The 17,750-nt window shown below is 68.1% G+C and carries 20 protein-coding genes; 6 read left to right on the top strand and 14 right to left on the bottom strand.

Features of this window, described 5'->3' with window-relative positions; all coding sequences use genetic code 11:
• Positions 1 to 8 precede the first annotated feature (8 nt).
• The 11 genes from ABZS29_RS32115 to ABZS29_RS32165 form a co-directional block, all read right to left on the bottom strand.
• Entirely contained in the window at positions 9 to 332 is a 324-nt protein-coding gene (locus ABZS29_RS32115; RefSeq protein WP_012922325.1) for a DUF2469 domain-containing protein, read from the bottom strand.
• Complete coding sequence (locus tag ABZS29_RS32120) at positions 329 to 1,027, bottom strand: ribonuclease HII (RefSeq protein ID WP_355467666.1); 699 nt, start codon at positions 1,025 to 1,027, stop codon at positions 329 to 331. Before ABZS29_RS32120 ends, ABZS29_RS32115 begins: the two co-directional genes overlap by 4 nt.
• Positions 1,028 to 1,198: 171 nt before the next feature.
• Complete coding sequence (gene lepB / locus ABZS29_RS32125; RefSeq protein ID WP_355467668.1) at positions 1,199 to 1,969, bottom strand: signal peptidase I; 771 nt, start codon at positions 1,967 to 1,969, stop codon at positions 1,199 to 1,201.
• The gene (gene lepB, locus ABZS29_RS32130; RefSeq protein ID WP_355467670.1) at positions 1,966 to 2,595 is read right to left on the bottom strand and encodes a signal peptidase I; all 630 of its coding nucleotides are present in this window, start codon (positions 2,593 to 2,595) and stop codon (positions 1,966 to 1,968) included. The genes lepB (ABZS29_RS32125) and lepB (ABZS29_RS32130) overlap by 4 nt, the downstream gene beginning before the upstream one ends.
• 145 nt (positions 2,596 to 2,740) lie before the next feature.
• Positions 2,741 to 3,103, bottom strand: coding sequence for a 50S ribosomal protein L19 (gene rplS, locus ABZS29_RS32135; protein WP_343963366.1), 363 nt, complete (start codon positions 3,101 to 3,103; stop codon positions 2,741 to 2,743).
• A 190-nt stretch (positions 3,104 to 3,293) separates the two neighbouring features.
• Positions 3,294 to 4,490, bottom strand: coding sequence for a tRNA (guanosine(37)-N1)-methyltransferase TrmD (trmD, locus tag ABZS29_RS32140; RefSeq protein WP_355467672.1), 1,197 nt, complete (start codon positions 4,488 to 4,490; stop codon positions 3,294 to 3,296).
• A complete protein-coding gene (rimM, locus tag ABZS29_RS32145; protein ID WP_355467674.1) occupies positions 4,487 to 5,041 on the bottom strand; it encodes a ribosome maturation factor RimM in 555 nt (184 codons plus the stop codon). The genes trmD and rimM overlap by 4 nt, the downstream gene beginning before the upstream one ends.
• A gap of 90 nt (positions 5,042 to 5,131) precedes the next feature.
• Positions 5,132 to 5,383, bottom strand: a complete 252-nt coding sequence (locus tag ABZS29_RS32150; RefSeq protein ID WP_355467676.1) for an RNA-binding protein — start codon at positions 5,381 to 5,383, stop codon at positions 5,132 to 5,134.
• A gap of 5 nt (positions 5,384 to 5,388) precedes the next feature.
• Positions 5,389 to 5,877 carry a 30S ribosomal protein S16 gene (rpsP, locus tag ABZS29_RS32155; protein WP_355467678.1) on the bottom strand — a complete coding sequence of 163 codons (489 nt, stop codon included), beginning with the start codon at positions 5,875 to 5,877 and terminating at the stop codon, positions 5,389 to 5,391.
• Positions 5,878 to 6,623: 746 nt separating this feature from the next.
• The gene (locus ABZS29_RS32160; RefSeq protein WP_355467679.1) at positions 6,624 to 8,093 is read right to left on the bottom strand and encodes a 6-phospho-beta-glucosidase; all 1,470 of its coding nucleotides are present in this window, start codon (positions 8,091 to 8,093) and stop codon (positions 6,624 to 6,626) included.
• A 46-nt stretch (positions 8,094 to 8,139) separates the two neighbouring features.
• Entirely contained in the window at positions 8,140 to 8,892 is a 753-nt protein-coding gene (locus ABZS29_RS32165; RefSeq protein WP_355467681.1) for a DeoR/GlpR family DNA-binding transcription regulator, read from the bottom strand.
• Between the two features lie 127 nt (positions 8,893 to 9,019).
• Here ABZS29_RS32165 and ABZS29_RS32170 point away from each other — a divergent pair, with 127 nt between their 5' ends.
• From ABZS29_RS32170 to ABZS29_RS32195, 6 genes are read left to right on the top strand one after another with little or no spacing between them, the layout of a single operon-like run.
• Positions 9,020 to 9,970: a PfkB family carbohydrate kinase gene (locus ABZS29_RS32170; RefSeq protein WP_355467683.1), complete on the top strand. Its 951-nt coding sequence runs from the start codon at positions 9,020 to 9,022 to the stop codon at positions 9,968 to 9,970.
• A 5-nt stretch (positions 9,971 to 9,975) separates the two neighbouring features.
• Positions 9,976 to 11,265 (top strand): extracellular solute-binding protein, encoded by a 1,290-nt coding sequence (locus ABZS29_RS32175; protein ID WP_355467685.1) that lies wholly within the window; start codon positions 9,976 to 9,978, stop codon positions 11,263 to 11,265.
• Complete coding sequence (locus ABZS29_RS32180) at positions 11,262 to 12,143, top strand: sugar ABC transporter permease (protein ID WP_355467687.1); 882 nt, start codon at positions 11,262 to 11,264, stop codon at positions 12,141 to 12,143. The genes ABZS29_RS32175 and ABZS29_RS32180 overlap by 4 nt, the downstream gene beginning before the upstream one ends.
• Positions 12,140 to 12,964, top strand: coding sequence for a carbohydrate ABC transporter permease (locus ABZS29_RS32185; protein WP_355467688.1), 825 nt, complete (start codon positions 12,140 to 12,142; stop codon positions 12,962 to 12,964). Before ABZS29_RS32180 ends, ABZS29_RS32185 begins: the two co-directional genes overlap by 4 nt.
• A gap of 42 nt (positions 12,965 to 13,006) precedes the next feature.
• The gene (locus tag ABZS29_RS32190; protein ID WP_132412772.1) at positions 13,007 to 13,201 is read left to right on the top strand and encodes a hypothetical protein; all 195 of its coding nucleotides are present in this window, start codon (positions 13,007 to 13,009) and stop codon (positions 13,199 to 13,201) included.
• A gap of 25 nt (positions 13,202 to 13,226) precedes the next feature.
• Positions 13,227 to 14,579, top strand: a complete 1,353-nt coding sequence (locus ABZS29_RS32195) for an SPFH domain-containing protein (protein WP_355467691.1) — start codon at positions 13,227 to 13,229, stop codon at positions 14,577 to 14,579.
• Positions 14,580 to 14,638: 59 nt separating this feature from the next.
• Here ABZS29_RS32195 and ABZS29_RS32200 read toward each other — a convergent pair whose 3' ends face one another.
• From ABZS29_RS32200 to ABZS29_RS32210, 3 genes are all read right to left on the bottom strand, one after another.
• Positions 14,639 to 15,763 carry a S1 family peptidase gene (locus tag ABZS29_RS32200; RefSeq protein ID WP_355467693.1) on the bottom strand — a complete coding sequence of 375 codons (1,125 nt, stop codon included), beginning with the start codon at positions 15,761 to 15,763 and terminating at the stop codon, positions 14,639 to 14,641.
• A 96-nt stretch (positions 15,764 to 15,859) separates the two neighbouring features.
• Complete coding sequence (locus ABZS29_RS32205) at positions 15,860 to 16,498, bottom strand: response regulator transcription factor (protein ID WP_355467694.1); 639 nt, start codon at positions 16,496 to 16,498, stop codon at positions 15,860 to 15,862.
• Positions 16,489 to 17,724, bottom strand: coding sequence for a histidine kinase (locus ABZS29_RS32210; protein WP_355467696.1), 1,236 nt, complete (start codon positions 17,722 to 17,724; stop codon positions 16,489 to 16,491). The genes ABZS29_RS32205 and ABZS29_RS32210 overlap by 10 nt, the downstream gene beginning before the upstream one ends.
• Positions 17,725 to 17,750: the final 26 nt, after the last annotated feature.

Here is a 17,750-nt window from a genome sequence, read left to right on the forward strand (position 1 = left end):
CACGCGGGTCAACGACCGAAGTCGGAGTCCTTGGGGACTTCCAGGTCGGACTTGGCCAGCTCTTCGATGTTGACGTCGCGGAAGGTGACGACCTTGGCGTTCTTCACGAAGCGCGCGGAACGGTAGACGTCCCAGACCCAGGCATCGGCCATCGTCACCTCGAAGTAGACGTCGCCGCCCTCGGTACGGACCTTGAGGTCCACCGCGTTGCACAGGTAGAAGCGCCGCTCGGTCTCTACGACGTACTTGAAGATCCCGACGACGTCCTTGTACTCCCGATAGAGCTGCAGCTCCATATCGGTCTCGTACTTCTCGAGATCATCCGCGCTCATCGACTCTCCACTCCGGTGGGACTGCTGACATTCTGTCCCATATCGGGCCGCAGACTGCGGCGGACATTCTCGAACCGCCGTCGATGTTGCGGGCACGGGCCGTATTCGTCCAGTGCCGCCTGGTGCTCGGGGGTGCAGTAGCCCTTGTGGATGGCGAAGCCGTACTCCGGGTACTCCTTGTCCCAGTGCTCCATGACGCGGTCCCGGGTCACCTTCGCGATGACGGAGGCGGCCGCGATACAGGCGGCCACCCGGTCACCCTTCCAGATCGCCAGCCCCGGTACGCCGAGACCGTCCACGCCGAAGCCGTCGGTCAGCACGTACGACGGGCGCACGTCGAGGCGGAACAGCGCCCGGCGGAGCGCCTGGAGGTTCGCGACGTGCATCCCGAGGCGGTCGCACTCCGGCGCCTCGATCGAGACCACCGACCAGGCCAGCGCGCGCTTGCGAATCTCCTCGTAGCAGCGCTCCCGGGCCTTCGCGGTCAGCAGCTTGGAATCGGCCAGCTCGGGAATCTGGCCGCGCTTGCCGTCCGGCAGAATCACCGCGGCCGCGACCAGCGGGCCGGCGCACGGTCCACGCCCGGCCTCGTCCACGCCGGCGATCGGGTCCAGGCCGACCCGGCGCAGCGCCCGCTCGTACCCGTACAGCCCGGCGTCACGGCGTACCGTGCTCCCCCGGGGCAACACGCTCATCCAACCCTCCGCATCACAGGTCCCACCCTAGGCACTCGAACCGACGAACCGGACATCCGGTCGGCGCGCTGCCCGCGGGCCGAGATGCCGGTACGCCCCCGCACCCGGAGTGGGCGGCGGGGACGAAGGCGGCGGGCTCGGCGGGCGGGGGCGCGATCACCGAAGCGGGTGCTACTTGGGCGGAGGCGTCAGGGAGATCGACGGCTTGGCCGGCGGCGGGCCGGCAGCGGCCGGGACGGCCTTGAAGGTGTCCGGTACGCCGAGCTTGTCCCAGCGACCGGCCGGCCAGACGACCAGGATCGCGCGGCCGGTGACCTTGTCCAGCGGGACGAAGGCCGCGTCACCGGGGTTACCGCCGTCGGCGTCGACGTCCTGCAGGTGCACGCGGGAGTCGCCGGAGGCGGAGCGGTGGTCACCCATGACGAAGATCCGGCCGGCCGGAACCGTCACCTGGAACTCCATCTGGGAGGCGGCGTCACCGGGGTACAGGTAGCTGGTCTCGTCCAGCGGCTGGCCGTTCACCAGCAGGCGGCCCTTGGTGTCGCAGCACTCGACCTTGTCGCCCGGCATCCCGATCAGGCGCTTGATCAGGTGACCGTGGCTGGAGTCCGGCAGCAGGCCGACGACCTCGAAGAACCGCCCGACCGATCCGCGCTTCTGGCCGCTCTCCTCGGCGCCGAGCCAGCCGCCCGGATCCTCGAAGACGACCACGTCACCGCGCTTGACGTCGGTGAGCTTCTCGACGACGACCCGGTCACCGACCAGCAGCGTGTTCTCCATCGACTCGCTCGGGATGATGAACATCTGGCCGACGAACGCCCGCAGGATCGAGGAGACGATCAGCGCTCCGACGACGATCAGCACGAACTCGCGGGCGGCAGCCGCGAAGCCCGAACGATGGGCGGGTTTGGCGGCGTCCGTCTTCGTCGGTGTATCGGTCACTTCTTCAGCCCCGGCTTCTTGAAGGTTTCCGGAGGACGCAGCATCGTCATCCGGTCAGACGGCCAGATTACGCAACAGGCCCGGCCAACCACGTTCTCGATCGGGACGAACCCGCCGCCGGGGCCGCCCATGTGCGCCCGGGAGTCGGCCGACTGGGCCCGGTTGTCGCCCATCACCCACAGATGACCGGGCGGAACGACCTGCTCGAACGGCATGTCGGAGGGGTGTGCGTCCTTGAGCAGGTACTCGCGCTCGTCGAGGGCGATCCCGTTCACCGTGACCCGGCCGTTGCGGTCACAACACTTCACCCGGTCGCCGGGCAGCCCGATCACCCGTTTCACCAGGTGACCCTCACCGCTGCGCGGCAGGATGCCGACGAACTCACCGACCTGGCGCAACGCACCGGGCTTGGCCGGCTCCTCGTTCAGCCAGTTGGCCGGGTCCTTGAAGACGATGATGTCACCGCGCTGGACGTCCCGATGCAGGTAACTGATCTTCTCGGCGAGGATCCGGTCGTCCTTGGTGAGCGTGTCGTACATCGACTCCGACGGCACGTAGAACGCTTCTGCGACGAACAGCCGCAGTACCACCGTGATGACGAGTGCGAGCACCGTCACGGTCGTCATCTCGGTCAGCAGACTGAGCAGCGGATTCCGCTGCTTCAGCCTGCGGTGACGTCCCTTGCTGCGACCGGCCCTCCGGGGCGCCGAGCGAGGGCGAGCGCGAGTCGCAGTGCTCGGCGCCATAGGTGACCGTCGTCGTTACGTTGGCTCAGGAGGCCGGGATGTTGTCCCGCTTCTCCTTGATCTTGGCTGCCTTGCCGCGCAGCTCGCGCAGGTAGTACAGCTTGGCGCGACGGACGTCACCGCGGGTGACGACCTCGACCTTGTCGACGATCGGGGTGTGCATCGGGAACGTCCGCTCGACGCCGACACCGAAGCTGACCTTGCGGACCGTGAAGGTCTCCTGCAGGCCACCACCGTGGCGCCGGATCACGACACCCTTGAACACCTGGACGCGGGAACGGTTGCCTTCGACGACCTTCACGTGCACGTTGACGGTGTCACCGGCGCGGAAGGCCGGGATGTCGTCGCGCTTGCTCGCGTTGTCGAGCTCGTTCAGGATGTTGCTCATCAGGTGTCTCTCTTCTCGCGCGTGCCACAGGTCACCCACGATGTCGTTGGTGATGAAGTCATCGAAAAGCTGCACGATCGGTGGTCACCCCCTGTGGCAGGAGCACCGAAAGAGCAGCAGCAGACAATCTTGCCATACGCCCCGCACCGTAACGAAATCAGCCCGGTCCGGAAGCGCACGGTGACCGTACTCACTTCCGGCGGCGGCGCTTCCCGAGGTGCACCAGGTCGACCTTCGGCGTCTGTGCCTCGCGCCGCAACTCGCGGTAGCCGGCCTTGCGGTAGACGGCCAGATTCCGCTCGCTCAGGCCGCCGGTATTCAGCTCGTACGTCGTCACCTCGGCCGGCGCGAGCTTCTCGGCGGTCCGCAGCAGCCGGGTCCCGAGCCCACGGCCCTGCCAATCCGGAGCGACGACCATCCGCCCGATGTAGCCGACCGAACCGTCGACCGTCAGCTGAACTGCCCCGACGATGCGGGTACCCGCGACAGCCTTCAGAACGAGCCCCTGCTGCAAGCGCTCAGCCGCCGCGTCAGCCGTCTCCACTAGCGGTGGGATCGAGTAGTCGTCGTACAGGCGTCCCTCGGAGAGGAAGGCGGCCAGCTGCAGCGTGTAGATCTCGCCGGCATCCCCAGCCGTGGCCGGGAGGATGCGAACAGCGTCAGCGTCCTCCTTGCCGGCCAGTACGTCGCCCCAGGCGGCCAGCAGGTCCGGCCGGCGCTCCGCCGTACGGCTGATGGACTGCTCGTGCCGCCACTCGGCGATCTTGCCGTGGTTCCCCGACAGCAAGATCTCCGGTACGTCGTGCCCCCGCCAGCTCACCGGCTTCGTATAGACCGGGTATTCCAGCAGTCCGTCACCGGAGTGCGACTCCTCGGCCAGTGACTCCGGGTTGCCGATCACACCGGGCAGCAGCCGGGCCACCGCCTCGACCATGACCAGTACGGCGACCTCACCGCCGTTCAGCACGTAATCGCCGATCGACACCTCGTCGACGCGCATCCGCTCCCCAGCGTACGCCGCCACTCGCGCGTCGATGCCCTCGTACCGGCCGCACGCGAACGCCAGCCAGGGCTCCTCCGCCAGCTCGTACGCGAGCGCCTGGGTGAACGGTCGTCCAGCGGGTGTCGGGACGATCAAACGAGGTTGTGTGGGGCCGTCCGGCGGCGCGACCGCGTCCAGCGCTTCACCCCACGGCTCCGGCTTCATCACCATGCCCGCGCCACCGCCGTACGGGGTGTCGTCGACAGTGCGGTGCCGGTCGTAGGTCCACTGCCGCAGGTCGTGTAGGTGCACGTCCAGCAGGCCGCTCTGCGCCGCCTTGCCGACCAGTGAGACGTCCAGGGCCGCCAGGTACTCCGGGAAGATCGTGAGGACGTCCAGCCTCATCGGGCCGCGTCTCCAGGCTCCGTCGGAACCACCTCGGCACCGTCAGGGTCGAGCAGACCCGGCCGGTCCGCCACCGTCACGTACTTGGCGCCCAGATCGATCTCCGGAACCAGCTCCTGCACCAGCGGCACCAGCACGGCGTTGCCGCCCGGCCGGCGGATCTCCAGCAGGTCCTGGGACGGCAGGTGCACCACGTCGATCACCTCACCGGCCTCCTCGCCCGCAGTCGTGCGGACCTTCAGACCGATCAGCTCGCGGTCGTAGAACTCCTCAGGGTCCTCAGGCCGCTCATCCGCACCGATCTCCGCCTGGACCTCCAGATTGCGCAGCAGCTCCGCCGCGGTCCGGTCCGGTGACTCGACGAACTTCACCAGCAACCGCCCACTGTGCCAACGGCTCGACTCCACCGTGAGCGTCCGCGGCGGCGTGGACGTCGTCACCAGCTTCGCGCCGTCGGCGAACCGCAGGTCGGGCTCGTCCGTCCGGACGATCATGCCGATCTCGCCCTTGATCCCGTGCGCCCGGCCGATCCGGCCGACAATCACCAGCACCGCAAAACCCCTTCTCGCTGCGAACACCACTGAGAATATGGCGAAGGGCCGCAACCGTTCGGCTGCGGCCCTTCGAAGTACTGCTTCAGATCAACGACGCGGACGCTTGTTCGCCTCGTCGACGAAGTCGATGCGCAGCGACTGCTCGGCGCTGAGCGCTCCGACGACCGTGCGGATCGCGGTGGCGGTCCGGCCGTTGCGGCCGATCACCTTGCCGATGTCGTCGGGGTGCACGTGCACCTCGAGCGTCCGGCCGCGACGCAGGTTACGGGCCCGGACGCTCACGTCGTCCGGGTTGTCCACGATGCCTCGGACCAGGTGCTCCAGCGCCTCGGTCTCCATCACCGTCAGGCCTTGGCGTCGTCGGCGGCCGGAGCCTCAGCCTCGTCGGCCTTGGGGGCCTCGTCGGCCTTCGCCTCAGCCTTGGGGGCCTCGTCCTTGGCCGCGGCCTTCTTCGCCGTCTTCTTGGCGGTGACGGCCTCGGTCTTCAGCGTGCCGTGGGCCTCGGCCAGCGCCTCGTTGAAGATCTCCTGCTTGTCGCGCTTCGGCTCCTTGACCCGCAGCGGGGCCGGAGCCTCCAGGCCCTTGAACTTCTGCCAGTCACCGGAGGCCTTGAAGATGGCCTCGACGGCCTCGGTCGGCTGCGCGCCGACGCCCAGCCAGTACTGCGCCCGGTCCGACTCGACGTAAATGAACGACGGCTCGGCCTTCGGGTTGTACTTACCGATCTCCTCGATGGCGCGGCCGTCACGCTTGTTGCGGGCGTCCATCACGACGATGCGGTAGTGCGGCGCACGCTTCTTGCCGATGCGCTTCAAACGGATCTTGACTGCCACGTTTGCGGGAACTCCCTCGGGATTACATGTCTGGGTGAGCGGCACGGCGTCGTGGGGACAACGAGTGACAGCTCGAATGGGCCGAACCAGGCAGTGGAGTTAGAGGGCTGCACAGACCTGGACGGACTCAGCCAACCATTCTGCCAGATCCCCCACCCCCACGCCCAATCCACTCCCCTTCCCCCTCGCCGTACCCGACCCAACACCGCCGCCGCCCACCCTCGCAGCCTCCTTGAGCACCCGCCAACCACGTGACACCCGCCGAAACGGTCGAACCGTGCTCAAAGCCACCCGGCCGGCTCACCTTGAGCACCCGTCGACCACCTTCCGGCCGCGCAAGAGACTGCCCCGTGCCCAACGTCGTACCGAGTTGATCCCGAGACGACCCACCCCTCTCCCACCGTCGTCGACGCTCGACGAAATTTGAGGGGAGATCCCCTCAAGTTGCCCCTTCTCCCCTCGTTATTTGGCCGGAGAAGGGGTTGGTTGAGCGGATATCCGTTCAAATGCCGCACTCACGGGTGGCGGGAGGGGTCGGGGCGGCGCGCGGAGCGGGCGGAGCGCGCGGACGGGCGGGGCGGAGCGGAGTGGGCGGAGCGGAGTGGGCGGAGCGGAGTGGGCGGAGCGGAGTGGGCGGAGCGGAGTGGGCGAGCGGAGTGCAGCCACCAGTCGAGCTCGCCCTTCTCGGACCACTCCGCGGGCGGACGGGCGGCACGGGCGGCGGGGCCCTTGCTACGTCCTCACTGTTAGGGGCGGAGGTAGGTGAGGTCGGGGAGATGGGTGGTGTAGGCGTCGAGGAGCTGGCCGGCGGCGGTGACGGAGTCGATCAGGGGGTGCCAGGCGAAGGCTCGGAGGGCGGCGGAGCGGGAGGCGGTGGTGGCGGCCTCGATGGTGGAGCGTTCGACGGCTTTGACGGCGGTGACCAGGCCGGCCTGGTGGTCGGTGAGCTGGGAGACGGCGATCGGGAGGGCGCCGTTGGCGTCGACCGTGCACGGGATCTCGACCACGGCGTCGTCGTCGAGGTGGTGCAGGATGCCGCGGTTGCGGACGTTGAGGATCAGCGAGGCCCGCTCGTTGTGTGCGATCGCGCGCATCAGGGACAGAGCGACCTGCTCGTAGCCGCCGGCGGCCATGTCACGCTCGTCGCGCTCACCGGCGTCGGCGACCTCACGGCTCTCCACCATGTACGTCGACTCCCGCTCGGCGCGCGTCTTCTGCCACAGCTCGAGCGCCTGGTCGGGGTGCTGAGCCGTCTCGGCATAGAACGCGGACTGCTGCTCCAGCAGGAACGTCCCGCGCGTCTGCCGAACAGCCTGTACGGCGGCCAGCGTCTCGCGCGCGAAGTAGTAGTAGTGCAGGTACTCGTTCGGAATCGAGCCGAGCGACCGCAGCCAGTCCACCCCGAACAGCCGACCCTCCTCGAACGAGGTGAGCTCCTCGGTGGACGTGAGCAGCTCCGGCAGCCGGTCGACACCGCCGGACCGCAGACCGCGCAGCCACCCGAGGTGGTTGAGTCCGGCGTAGTCGTAGAACGCGGTCGCCGGGTCCACGCCGAGCGCGAGCGCCGCGCGGCGGCCGAGGCCCGAGGGTGAGTCGCAGATGCCGATCACGCGATCGCCGAGGTACGGGATCATCGCCTCGGTCACCATCCCGGCCGGGTTGGTGAAGTTGATGACCCACGCCTCCGGCGCGATCGCGGCGATCCGCTGAGCGATCGCCGTCGCCACCGGAATCGTCCGCAACCCATAGGCGATGCCGCCGGCGCCGACCGTCTCCTGCCCCAGTACGCCGAGGTCGAGCGCCACCCGCTCGTCCACCGTGCGACCCTCGAGCCCGCCGACCCGGATCGCCGAGAAGATGAAGTCCGCGCCCCGGATGGCTTCATCCAGGTCGGTCGTCGCCGTCACCACCGGCGGTGGGAGCGGAGGAAGCTCCGAGGCGCTGACGCCCGGGGCGATGAAGCCCGGAGTGCTGGCGGAGGAGCCGGGGGCGGTGGAGCCGGAAGTGGTAGCGGAGGAGCCGGGGGCGGTCGTCGCCCACCCTCCCTCCACAGCCGCCGCCTGCTGGCCGAGTACGGCGGCGATCGACGACAGGCGTGTCGAGTCCGTGTCGTAGAGGGTGACTTCGGTGATGCGGCCGGGGCCGTGGTCGCCGAGGAGGGCGTGGTAGACGAGCGGGACGCGGAACCCGCCGCCGCCGAGGATTGTCAGTCTCACTCCGTACCCACCTGTCGTAACGTCCGGGAACACCTGCGCGCGGGGCTCATGCGAGCACTACCTGGGCGCCGGCTTCGGTTAGTTGGGCCCGGGTCGCTTCGTCGGCGCCCGGTTCGGTCACCACCATGTGCAGCTCGGCCGGCTCGCAGACGCGGGCGACGCCGTGGCCGGGGAACTTGGTCGCGTCGGCGAGCAGCACCACCCGGTCGGCGGCCTTGATCATCGCGCGCTTGACCGGGACCTCGATCATCGTGCTGTCCATCACGCGACCGTCCGGCCGCACACCGCTCGTGCCGAGGAACAGCCAGTCGACGTGGATCTGCCGCAGGCTCTCCTCGGTCAGGTACCCCACCAGCGAGCGGTAGCTGCGCCGGACGAAGCCGCCGAGGATGATCAGCTCGATCGATTCGTCGTTCTGCAGCTCTTCCAGCACGGCGAGGTTGCTGGTGACAACGGTCAGCGACCGTCCGTGCAGGTGCTGGGCGACGCGCAGCGCGGTCGTCCCGATGTCGAGCAGCACCGATTCGCCGTCCTGCACCAGCTCGGCGGCTCGCCGCGCGATCCGGTCCTTCTCAGCGGCATGAACGGCGTTCACGTCCGCGAACGGCTCATCCCCGCCATCGACCGCGAGAGCGCCGCCGTACACGCGGGTGAGGCGGCCTTCGTCGTGCAATTGCTCGAGGTCGCGACGGATCGTCGCCTCGCTGACCCCCAGGCGGGCGGCCAGCACCTTCACGCCCCCGGCTCCGTCGACCCGGAGGGCGCGCACGATCTCGTCCTGACGCTGCTTCGGCAACACATCACGACCGTATCACGCAAACTCTGTCATTTTGAGTCATCTCTATGATCAGGTCTTGCGGAATGTGAGGATCAGATCCAAGATTCACGCAAGAGTTTGATCAAACCTGCAGGAGTGTGGGCAGCTCATGGAAGAGCTTGACGTGGTCGTGTCCGGTCTGGTGTTCCAGGACCTGGTGCTCGGCCTGCCCACGCCCCCACGGCCCGGCACCGAGGTCTGGGCGACGGACTCGCACGAGAGTCCGGGCGGGATCGCTAACTTCGCGGTCGCGCTCGCGAGGCTCGGCCTGCGCACCGGCATGGCCGCGGCGTTCGGCGCCGACGACCTGGGCGACCGGCTCTGGTCCAACCTCGAGACCACCGAGGGCATCGACCTCACGCTCTCCCGCAAGCTCCCCGGCTGGCCGACGCCGCTCACCGTGGCGCTTGCCTATGACAACGATCGCGCACTGGTCACCCGCGGCAGCGCTCCACCATTGAGCGCCGACGACCTGATCACCACTCCCCCGAAGGCCAAAGCCGTTGCCGCTCACATCGGTCCCTGGCCGAACGAGTGGCTCGCCAAAGCCAAGTCCACCGGCAGCCTCGTCTTCGCCGACGTCGGCTGGGATCCCAGCGAGCACTGGGATCCCGCGGTCCTCGACCAGCTCGAGCACTGTGACGTCTTCCTGCCGAACGCCGGCGAAGCCATGGCCTACACCCGTACGGCGTCGCCCGCGGCAGCGCTCGAGGCACTCGCCACGAGGGTCCCGGTGGTCGTGGTTTCCAACGGCGTCCACGGGGCCGAGGCCATCGACGGCCGGACCGGCGAGCGCATCGCCGTACCGGCTTACCCAGTCCCGGCGGCGGACACCACCGGGGCGGGTGATGTGTTCGCCGCCGGCTTTATCGCCGCCACGTTGTGGGACCTGCCGCTGGATCAGCGGGTCCGCTTCGCCGCCCTCACCGCGGCTTTGTCCGTCACCAAGCTGGGCGGCGCCGACGCGGCGCCGCACTGGGCGGACCTGGCCAGGTGGCAGCAAGAACACCCGGAAGACCAGCACCTCCACGCGCTGATCAGCGCACACTCAGGAAGGTAAGACCCATGGACTTGTCACGTCGAACGCTGCTTGCTGGGGGCCTCGCAGCCGTGCTCGGTGGCACCGTCGTCGCCTGTTCGTCCGGAATGGACACCGGCTCGACCAAGAAGAACGCCACCGGCAACCTCGCGTTGTGGTGCTGGCCCGGCGGTCTGGGCAAGTCGGTCCTGGACGACACGATCGCGCACTTCCCCGACCAGCACATCAAGTACTCCGAGGTGGGCGGCGACTTCAAGCAGAAGCTGCTGACCACGTTCAGCGGCGGCACGTCGATCCCGGACATCACGGGGATCAAGGGCGAGGACATCGCGTCGCTACTGCCGCAGGCCAGCCGGTTCGTCGACCTGAAGACGATCGGCGCCGACGACGCGTTCCTCGGCCAGTACCTGGAGTGGAAGGTCAAGCAGGCCACGACGCTCGACGGCAAGGTCCTCGGCATCCCGATCGACATCGGCCCGACCGCGCTGTTCTACCGCGCGGACGTCTTCACCGCCGGCGGTCTGCCCAGCGACCCGGCAGTCGTCGGCGAGCAGATGAAGACCTGGGACGACTTCCTGCAGGCCGGGGTCGAGCTGAAGGCGAAGAACCCGAAGGCGTTCATCGTCGCGGACGCGGTCGACATGTACGGCACGATCGTCAACCAGGGCACGGCGCGCTATATCGACAAGGACAACAAGTTCATCGGCGACCAGGACCACATCCGCAAGGCGTGGGACACCGCGGTGAAGGCGATCACGCTCAAGGTCGACGGCAAGACCCTCGGCGGTTCGAACGACTGGAACGCCGGGCTCGACCAGGGCACCGTGCCGACCGTCGTCGGCGCGGCCTGGGTCGCGCTCGACATCAAGTCGGCCGCGAAGACCAGCGTCGGCAAGTGGCGGGTGGCGCCGACCCCGGGCGGTCCGGCCAACTTCGGCGGCTCGTTCCTGGCGATCACCAAGAACGCGCCCGACCCGAAGGCCGCCTTCGAGGTGATCAAGTACATGCTCAGCCCGGACAACGAGGCGAAGGCGTTCGCGGACGCGCAGATCTTCCCGGCGACGCCGGCGGCGTACGACAAGCCGCAGCTGAAGGCGGCGGACCCGTTCTTCGGCGGGCAGGTGCCGATCGACGTGTTCGGGCCGGCGGCCAAGGACATCCCGATCGCGTACGAGGCCCCGCTGGACGCGGCCATCGCCGTACCGTTCACCGACGCGCTGAAGCTGGTGCAGGTCGGCAAGAAGACCTCCGACGCGGCCTGGGCCGAGGCCGTCGAGAAGGCCAAGCAGATCGGCAAACGTCAGGGCGTTCAGTGACCAAGCGGGGCATCCTTTCGTACTGGCGGTTCTATCTGGCGCTGTCGCCGTTCTACGTGCTGTTCCTGGTCTTCGGGCTCTACCCGATGGCGTCGACGATCCTGCTGGCGTTCCAGAAATGGGACGGGTTCAGCGCCCGGCAGATGGTCGGGCTGCAGAACTTCGCCTTCCTGATCGAGGACAGCACGTTCTGGCTGGCGCTGAAGAACACGGTCGTGCTGTTCTTCATGTCGACCGTTCCGACCCTGGCGATCGCCCTGATCCTGGCCGTGATGCTGAACTCGGCCGTGCGGTTCTCCAGCGTCTACCGAATCGCGTACTTCATCCCGAACATCACGTCCCTGGTGGCGGCCGCGATCTTCTTCGCGGCCGTCTTCAGTACCAACTTCGGCCTGATCAACTCCGGCCTGCGCGCCCTCGGCCTGCCCAGCCAGGACTGGCTCGGCCAACCGTGGGGGATCAAGATCGCGATCTCGACGATGATCGTGTGGCAGTGGGCCGGCTACAACACGATCATCTATCTGGCCGGGCTGCAGGCGATTCCGAAGGAGCAGTACGAGGCGGCCAAGGTCGACGGCGCCGGTGCGGTCCGGACGTTCTTTCAGATCACGCTTCCGCAGCTGCGCCCGGTCGTCCTGTTCACCGTCGTCACCTCCACGATCGGCGGGCTGCAGACCTTCACCGAACCGCAGGTGATGGTCGGCAACAGCGGCGGCGTCGGCCAGAGCGGCATGACGATCGTCATGTACTTCTACAGCCAGGCCTTCCTCAACAACGACTACGGGTACGCCGCGGCCATTGCCCTGAGCATCTTCATGCTCGTGCTGCTGTTCACGGCGATCAACTGGAAACTGATCGGCGGAAGGGGCAAGCAGTGAGGTGGCACTGGAAGGGCGTCAGCCTGCACGTCGCCCTCGCGATCGCGGGGATCCTGAGTCTGTTCCCGTTCTACTGGACGCTGGTGATGGCGACCAACACGACGGCCGACATCTACCGGTACCCGCCGAAGTTCACCCTCGGCTCCCAGTTCGACGACAACGTCCGCGCCGTCCTGCACAACGTCGCGTTCTTCCAGTCGATGGGCAACACGCTGATCGTCGCGGTCTCGACGACGCTGCTGGTGCTGTTCTTCGACTCGCTGGCCGCGTTCACGTTCGCGAAGTTCCGCTTCCCCGGCCGCAACGCGCTGTTCGTGATCCTGCTGGCGACCATGCTGCTGCCGGCCCAACTCGGTGCGATCCCGCAGTTCCAGACGATGGCGGCGTTCGGCTGGGTCGGATCGCTGAAGGCGCTGATCATCCCGGCCGCGGCCAATGCCTTCGGCATCTTCTGGCTGCGGCAGTACTTCTCGAGCTCGATCCACGACGAGCTGGTCGAGGCGGCGACCCTGGACGGCTGCGGCTTCCTCGGCGTCTACCGGCACGTGGCCCTGCCGTCGGCCCGGCCGGCGCTCGCGTTCCTCGGCATCTTCACCTTCGTCGGATCCTGGAACGACTACTTCTGGCCGCTGGTCGTGCTGACGAATCCCGACCACCTCACGCTGCAGGTCGCGCTGTCCAGCCTCAACCGGTCGCACGGCGTCGACTACAGCATGGTGATGACCGGCGCACTGATGGCGATGATCCCGCTGATCGTCGTCTTCATCGTGTTCGCGCGGCAGTTCATCAAGGGAGCCACCGAAGGAGCGATTCGCGGGTAGGCTGCGGAACCGGGAGCAGCAGCGGTACGTCGGAGGGGCGTCATGGTTGGCAAGCGGGGACGCGTGATCGGGCGGATCGCACCAGGAATCGTCGGCGAAGTCATGTTGCCGGTCCGCGGTGCCACCGAAGCCTTCTACGCTTACCCCGCGGTCGACGAAGAGATCGAGGTCGGCGCGCAGGTCGTGGTCGTGGACTACGACCCGCCGCGCACGGTCTATGTCTCCCGCGCACTCTGAACTTCTCAGGTTCCCTGGAGGGGAAATGCTCTGGACGTACGTGATCGGTGGCGCGGTTGCCCTGGTCGTGCTGCTCATCGTGTTCCGGATGGTCTGGCGGGTCGCCGAACCCAACGAGGCACTCATCATCTCCGGCCTCGGCGCGCACTCGAGCAACGAGCAGGTCAACGAGACCCTCGGGTTCAAGATCGTCGTCGGCCGCGGCACCGCCGTTCTCCCGGGCTTCCAGACCGTACGGCGGTTGCCGCTGGACATCCGCGCGACGCCGCTGACCGTCACCTGCGTGTCCAGTCAGGGCATTCCGCTGCACATCAAGGGCGTCACGGCGTACAAGGTCGGTGACGACTACGGCTCGATCGCGAACGCGGCCCGGCGCTTCCTGGAGCAGAGCGACGAGCAGGTGATGAGCACGATCCACGAGCTGTTCGCCGGTCACCTGCGCGCGATCGTCGGTTCCACCACGGTCGAGGAGATGCTGCACGACCGGGAGACGCTGACCACGAACATCCGCGGCTCCCTGGCCGGTGACATGGAGAAGCTCGGCCTGGTGGTCGACTCCCTGCAGATCCAGGAGATCGACGACGAGTCCGGCTACATCCGCAACCTCGGTCGCCCGCAGGCCGCCGCGGTCGAGGCCGCGGCCCGGATCGCCCAGGCCGAGCGGGACAAGGAGGCCACCGAGCGCGAGCAGGTCGCCGCCGCCGCGAAGGCCGCCGCCGTCCGGCAGAGCTCGATCGCCCAGGCCGGTTACCAGGCCGAGGTCGACCAGGCGAAGTCGAAGGCGTCGCAGTCCGGCCCGCTGGCCGAGGCGCTGGCCCGCCAGGAGGTCGTGGTCGCCGAGACCGAGACCGCGAAGCTGAACGCGTCGCTGGCCGAGAAGCAGCTGGAGTCGTCGGTGCTGAAGCCGGCCGACGCCGAGGCGTACAAGCAGCGCACGCTGGCCGCCGCCGCCCGGGACGCGCAGATCGCGGCCGCCGAGGCGAACGCCCGCGAGGTGACGCTGCGCGGTGAGGCCCAGGCGAAGGCGACCGAGCTGAACGGTAAGGCCGAGGCCGCCGCCGTCCAGGCCAAGGCGATGGCCGAGGCGGCCGGTATCAAGGCCCGCGCCGAGGCCCTGGCCACCAACACCGACGCGGTCGTCGCGCAGCAGCTGGCCGAGGCCTACCCGGAGATCGTCCGCGCCGCGGCGAGCTCGTTCGAGAAGGTCGGCAACATGGTCGTCCTGAACGGTGCCCAGGGCATCGAGGACACCCTGGTGAAGACGATCACCATGGGCGGCTCGGGCTTCGCGCTGGCCAAGCAGCTGATCGAGTCGCTGAGCGGCAAGGACGAGAACAAGCCGGCCCCGCTGGAGCCGGTGCAGGACCAGACCGCCTGACGACGCTAGCCAGGTGCCCCGGATCCCTTGTTGTGCGAGGGGCCCGGGGCACCTGCATGTCAGGCGGTGTGCAGGGTCAGGCCATAGGCCTGGAGGATCTCGTTGACCGGCTGGAACCAGGTCTCGCCGCCACTGCTGCAGTTGCCCCAGCCTCCGGACGTCACGCCCTGAGCCTGGTCACCGGTGATGAACGAACCACCGGAGTCGCCGCCCTCGGCGCAGACGCTGGTCTTCGTCGCTCCGTAGAACAGCTGACCGTTGCCGTAGTTCACCGTCTCGTTCTTGGCCAGTACGGCGCCACAGTGCCAGTGCGTGGTCGAACCGCTGCGACAGACCGACGAGCCGACCGGCGCCTCCCAGGAGCCGCGGACGAGCGAGTCACTGGTCTGGCCCCAGCCGAGCACGACCGGCACAGTCCACCAGCCATAGCCGGTCTGAACCCAGGCATAGTCGTTGCCGGGGAACGACCAGCCCCGGAACTCGCCCTGGTTCGAGCCGTCCCAGCCACGGACGATGCCGCTGCGGCCACAGTGCCCGGCGGTGACATAGCCGCCGTACACGGAGAAGCCGATCGAGCAGCGGATGTTGCTGACGTAGTACGGGTCGCCGCCGACTGTGCCGGCCGCGAACGTCTGCGGCGCTTGGGCCGCGACCTCCCGAACCGTCACCGTGCCGGCCTTGGCGACCTTGGCCACGAACGCGTCGACGGCCTGGGAACGCTTACCTGCTTGGACGTTGACGACGACGCTACCTGTCTTGGGGTCGGCAGACCAGCCACTGACCGCAGCCGGCACGGCCTTCCCGGCCAGCTTGTCGACCGCAGCCTTCTGCTTGTCCAGTACGGCGGCAGACTTCGGTACGGCGACCGTCGCGACCCCAGTCGCCCGTACGGCGTTCGCCCGGCTCGAACCGGCGAGTCCGACAACGAGCTTCTGCGTGCCGGCGTCGTACCAGGCACCGCCGAACTCCGCGCCTGCTGCCTTCTGGGCGGCCGGCAGCAGCTTCGCGGCGTCGGTCTCGGACTTGAGCCGGGCATTCATCTGCTGCTCGGTCAGACCGAAGTCCTTCTGCATCGCGGCGGCCTGACCGGCCACCGTCAACGGCTTGTCGATGCCGGAGGCAACGGCTTGGCCGGGTACCGCGACCGCACTCACCACGAGCACGGAAGCCAACAGAACCTTCATGGATCTCTCCTCACCTAGGGGCGGTTTCGGTGGGTGTGAGAGCGCTCTCTGGACTGAGAGTGGCCTACGCCGAACGGATCGTCAAGACCGCGTGCGTCAGAGTCCCAAGTAGGCCAGGACGGCCAGCACCCGGCGATGTCCGGAATCGGACGGCGGCAGGTCCAGTTTGAGGAAAACGTTTCCAACGTGTTTGTGCACCGCACCTTCGGAGACCACGAGCTTCTCCGCGATCGCGGTGTTGCCCAGTCCTTGGGCCATCAGCGCCAGCACTTCCTGCTCGCGCGGAGTCAGCCGGTCGAGCGGATTGCTCTTCTTGACCATCAGCTGGCTGACGACTTCCGGGTCGAGCACGGTCCCGCCGGCCGCGACCCGCCGTACCGCCTCGAGGAACTCGTCGACGCGGGAGACCCGGTCCTTCAGCAGGTACCCGACTCCTTCGCTGCCGGCGGCGAGCAGCTCCGCGGCGTAGATCTCCTCGACGTACTGCGAGAAGACCAGCACCGGCAGGCCCGGCCGGAGCCTGCGGGCCTCGATCGCAGCGCGCAGGCCCTCGTCGGTGAAGGTCGGCGGCAACCGGACGTCGACGATCGCGATCTCCACCTCTTGCTCCGCCATCGCCTTCGCGAACTCGTCGGCATCGGCGGCGACCGCGGCCACCTCGAACCCGGAGTTGCTCAGCAGCAGTCCGAGGCCTTCGGCCAGGATCGGATTGTCCTCAAGGATGGCTACTCGCACGGAAGGATGACCTCGATCGTGGTGGGTCCGCCGATCGGGCTGCGCAGTTCCAACTGGCCGTCGATCGCTTGCACGCGATGGAGCATGCCATGCAGGCCACTCCCCCGGCCCAGCAGGTCGGCCTGTTCGTTGATGCGCGCGCCACCGATCCCGTCGTCGGTGATCTCCAGGTAGAGCTCACGACCGCGCCGTTCCATCAAGAGGTCGACCCGTCCGGCGGCGGAGTGCTTGGTGACGTTGGTGAGGGACTCCGCGACGACGAAGTACGCGGCCGCCTCCACCGGGGCCGGGACCTGGCCGAGCTCACCCATCCGCAGCTCTACCGGCAGTGGGCAACGAGCAGCGAGTGCGGAGACCGCACCGGCCAGCCCGCGGTCCTGAAGGATCGGCGGGTACATGGTGCGCAGTACGCCGCGCAGCTCGTGCATGGCTTGTTCGGCACCGTCCCGCGCGTCGTCGAGCAGTTTGGCGGCCTTCTCCGGGTCATCGGCCATCACCTGCTTGGCGACACCGATGCGCATCGCCAGCGACACCAGCTGAGCCTGCGTGCCGTCGTGGAGGTCCCGCTCGATCCGGCGCAGCTCAGCGCCGTGTGAATCCACAGCACCGGCCCGGGTGCGGGTCAGCTCTTCCACGCGCTGACTGAGCCGCGCTGTCTCGAGCTGATCCGCACTGGGCGTCAGAAGCTTGATCACTGCGTTGGCATGACCGCGTGCGACCGCCGGCGCCACCCAGCCCAGCAGACCGAGGCCGACGACACTCTGCAGCGGCACGAGCCACAGGACGTCCCACCAACTGTCGATGGCGACACCCATCATGTTGAAGTTGCCCGGGTCGAGCGGCCACAGCAGCCCGGACAACACCGCACTCGGTACGGCGAAGACCGCGAACATCGCGATGGCGAACTCCGGCACGGCCGCCAGCACGCCCAGGTACAGCCAGAGGCTGCGCTTGAACGACTTGTCCCGCAGCAGGGTGACCACGTCGGCCGAGCCACGGGGTGTCGCCGGAGGCAACTGCGGTACGTCGGACCGGCCGACGTACCGGCCGGCTCGGTCGAGCTCGCTGTTTGCGAGCCTGACCAAGCCGGCCGTCACTCCGGGGACCAGCCAGCCCAGCAGCAGGCTGATCGGTGTGGCCGCGAACAGCACCACGGACTTCAGGTACCGGATCATCAGATACCCACTTGCCGGTCCCCCGCGGGCCAGCCGCTGTGTCCACGTCATACCTCGATGATGCGGCACGGCCGGCC

Origin of the sequence: Kribbella sp. NPDC005582 (assembly GCF_040605415.1) — a bacterium.
Classification (GTDB): Bacteria; Actinomycetota; Actinomycetes; order Propionibacteriales; family Kribbellaceae; genus Kribbella.

Bases quoted from the DNA above. Each gene is read 5' to 3' on its own strand.
- ABZS29_RS32210 (WP_355467696.1), bottom strand. From the start codon at position 17,724: ATGACGTGGACACAGCGGCTGGCCCGCGGGGGACCGGCAAGTGGGTAT.
- ABZS29_RS32150 (WP_355467676.1), bottom strand. From the start codon at position 5,383: ATGGAGACCGAGGCGCTGGAGCACCTGGTCCGAGGCATCGTGGACAAC.
- trmD (WP_355467672.1), bottom strand. From the start codon at position 4,490: ATGAGGCTGGACGTCCTCACGATCTTCCCGGAGTACCTGGCGGCCCTG.
- ABZS29_RS32195 (WP_355467691.1), top strand. From the start codon at position 13,227: ATGCTCTGGACGTACGTGATCGGTGGCGCGGTTGCCCTGGTCGTGCTG.
- ABZS29_RS32200 (WP_355467693.1), bottom strand. From the start codon at position 15,763: ATGAAGGTTCTGTTGGCTTCCGTGCTCGTGGTGAGTGCGGTCGCGGTA.
- ABZS29_RS32190 (WP_132412772.1), top strand. From the start codon at position 13,007: ATGGTTGGCAAGCGGGGACGCGTGATCGGGCGGATCGCACCAGGAATC.
- ABZS29_RS32170 (WP_355467683.1), top strand. From the start codon at position 9,020: ATGGAAGAGCTTGACGTGGTCGTGTCCGGTCTGGTGTTCCAGGACCTG.
- ABZS29_RS32120 (WP_355467666.1), bottom strand. From the start codon at position 1,027: ATGAGCGTGTTGCCCCGGGGGAGCACGGTACGCCGTGACGCCGGGCTG.
- rplS (WP_343963366.1), bottom strand. From the start codon at position 3,103: ATGAGCAACATCCTGAACGAGCTCGACAACGCGAGCAAGCGCGACGAC.
- ABZS29_RS32115 (WP_012922325.1), bottom strand. From the start codon at position 332: ATGAGCGCGGATGATCTCGAGAAGTACGAGACCGATATGGAGCTGCAG.
- lepB (WP_355467670.1), bottom strand. From the start codon at position 2,595: ATGACGACCGTGACGGTGCTCGCACTCGTCATCACGGTGGTACTGCGG.
- ABZS29_RS32175 (WP_355467685.1), top strand. From the start codon at position 9,976: ATGGACTTGTCACGTCGAACGCTGCTTGCTGGGGGCCTCGCAGCCGTG.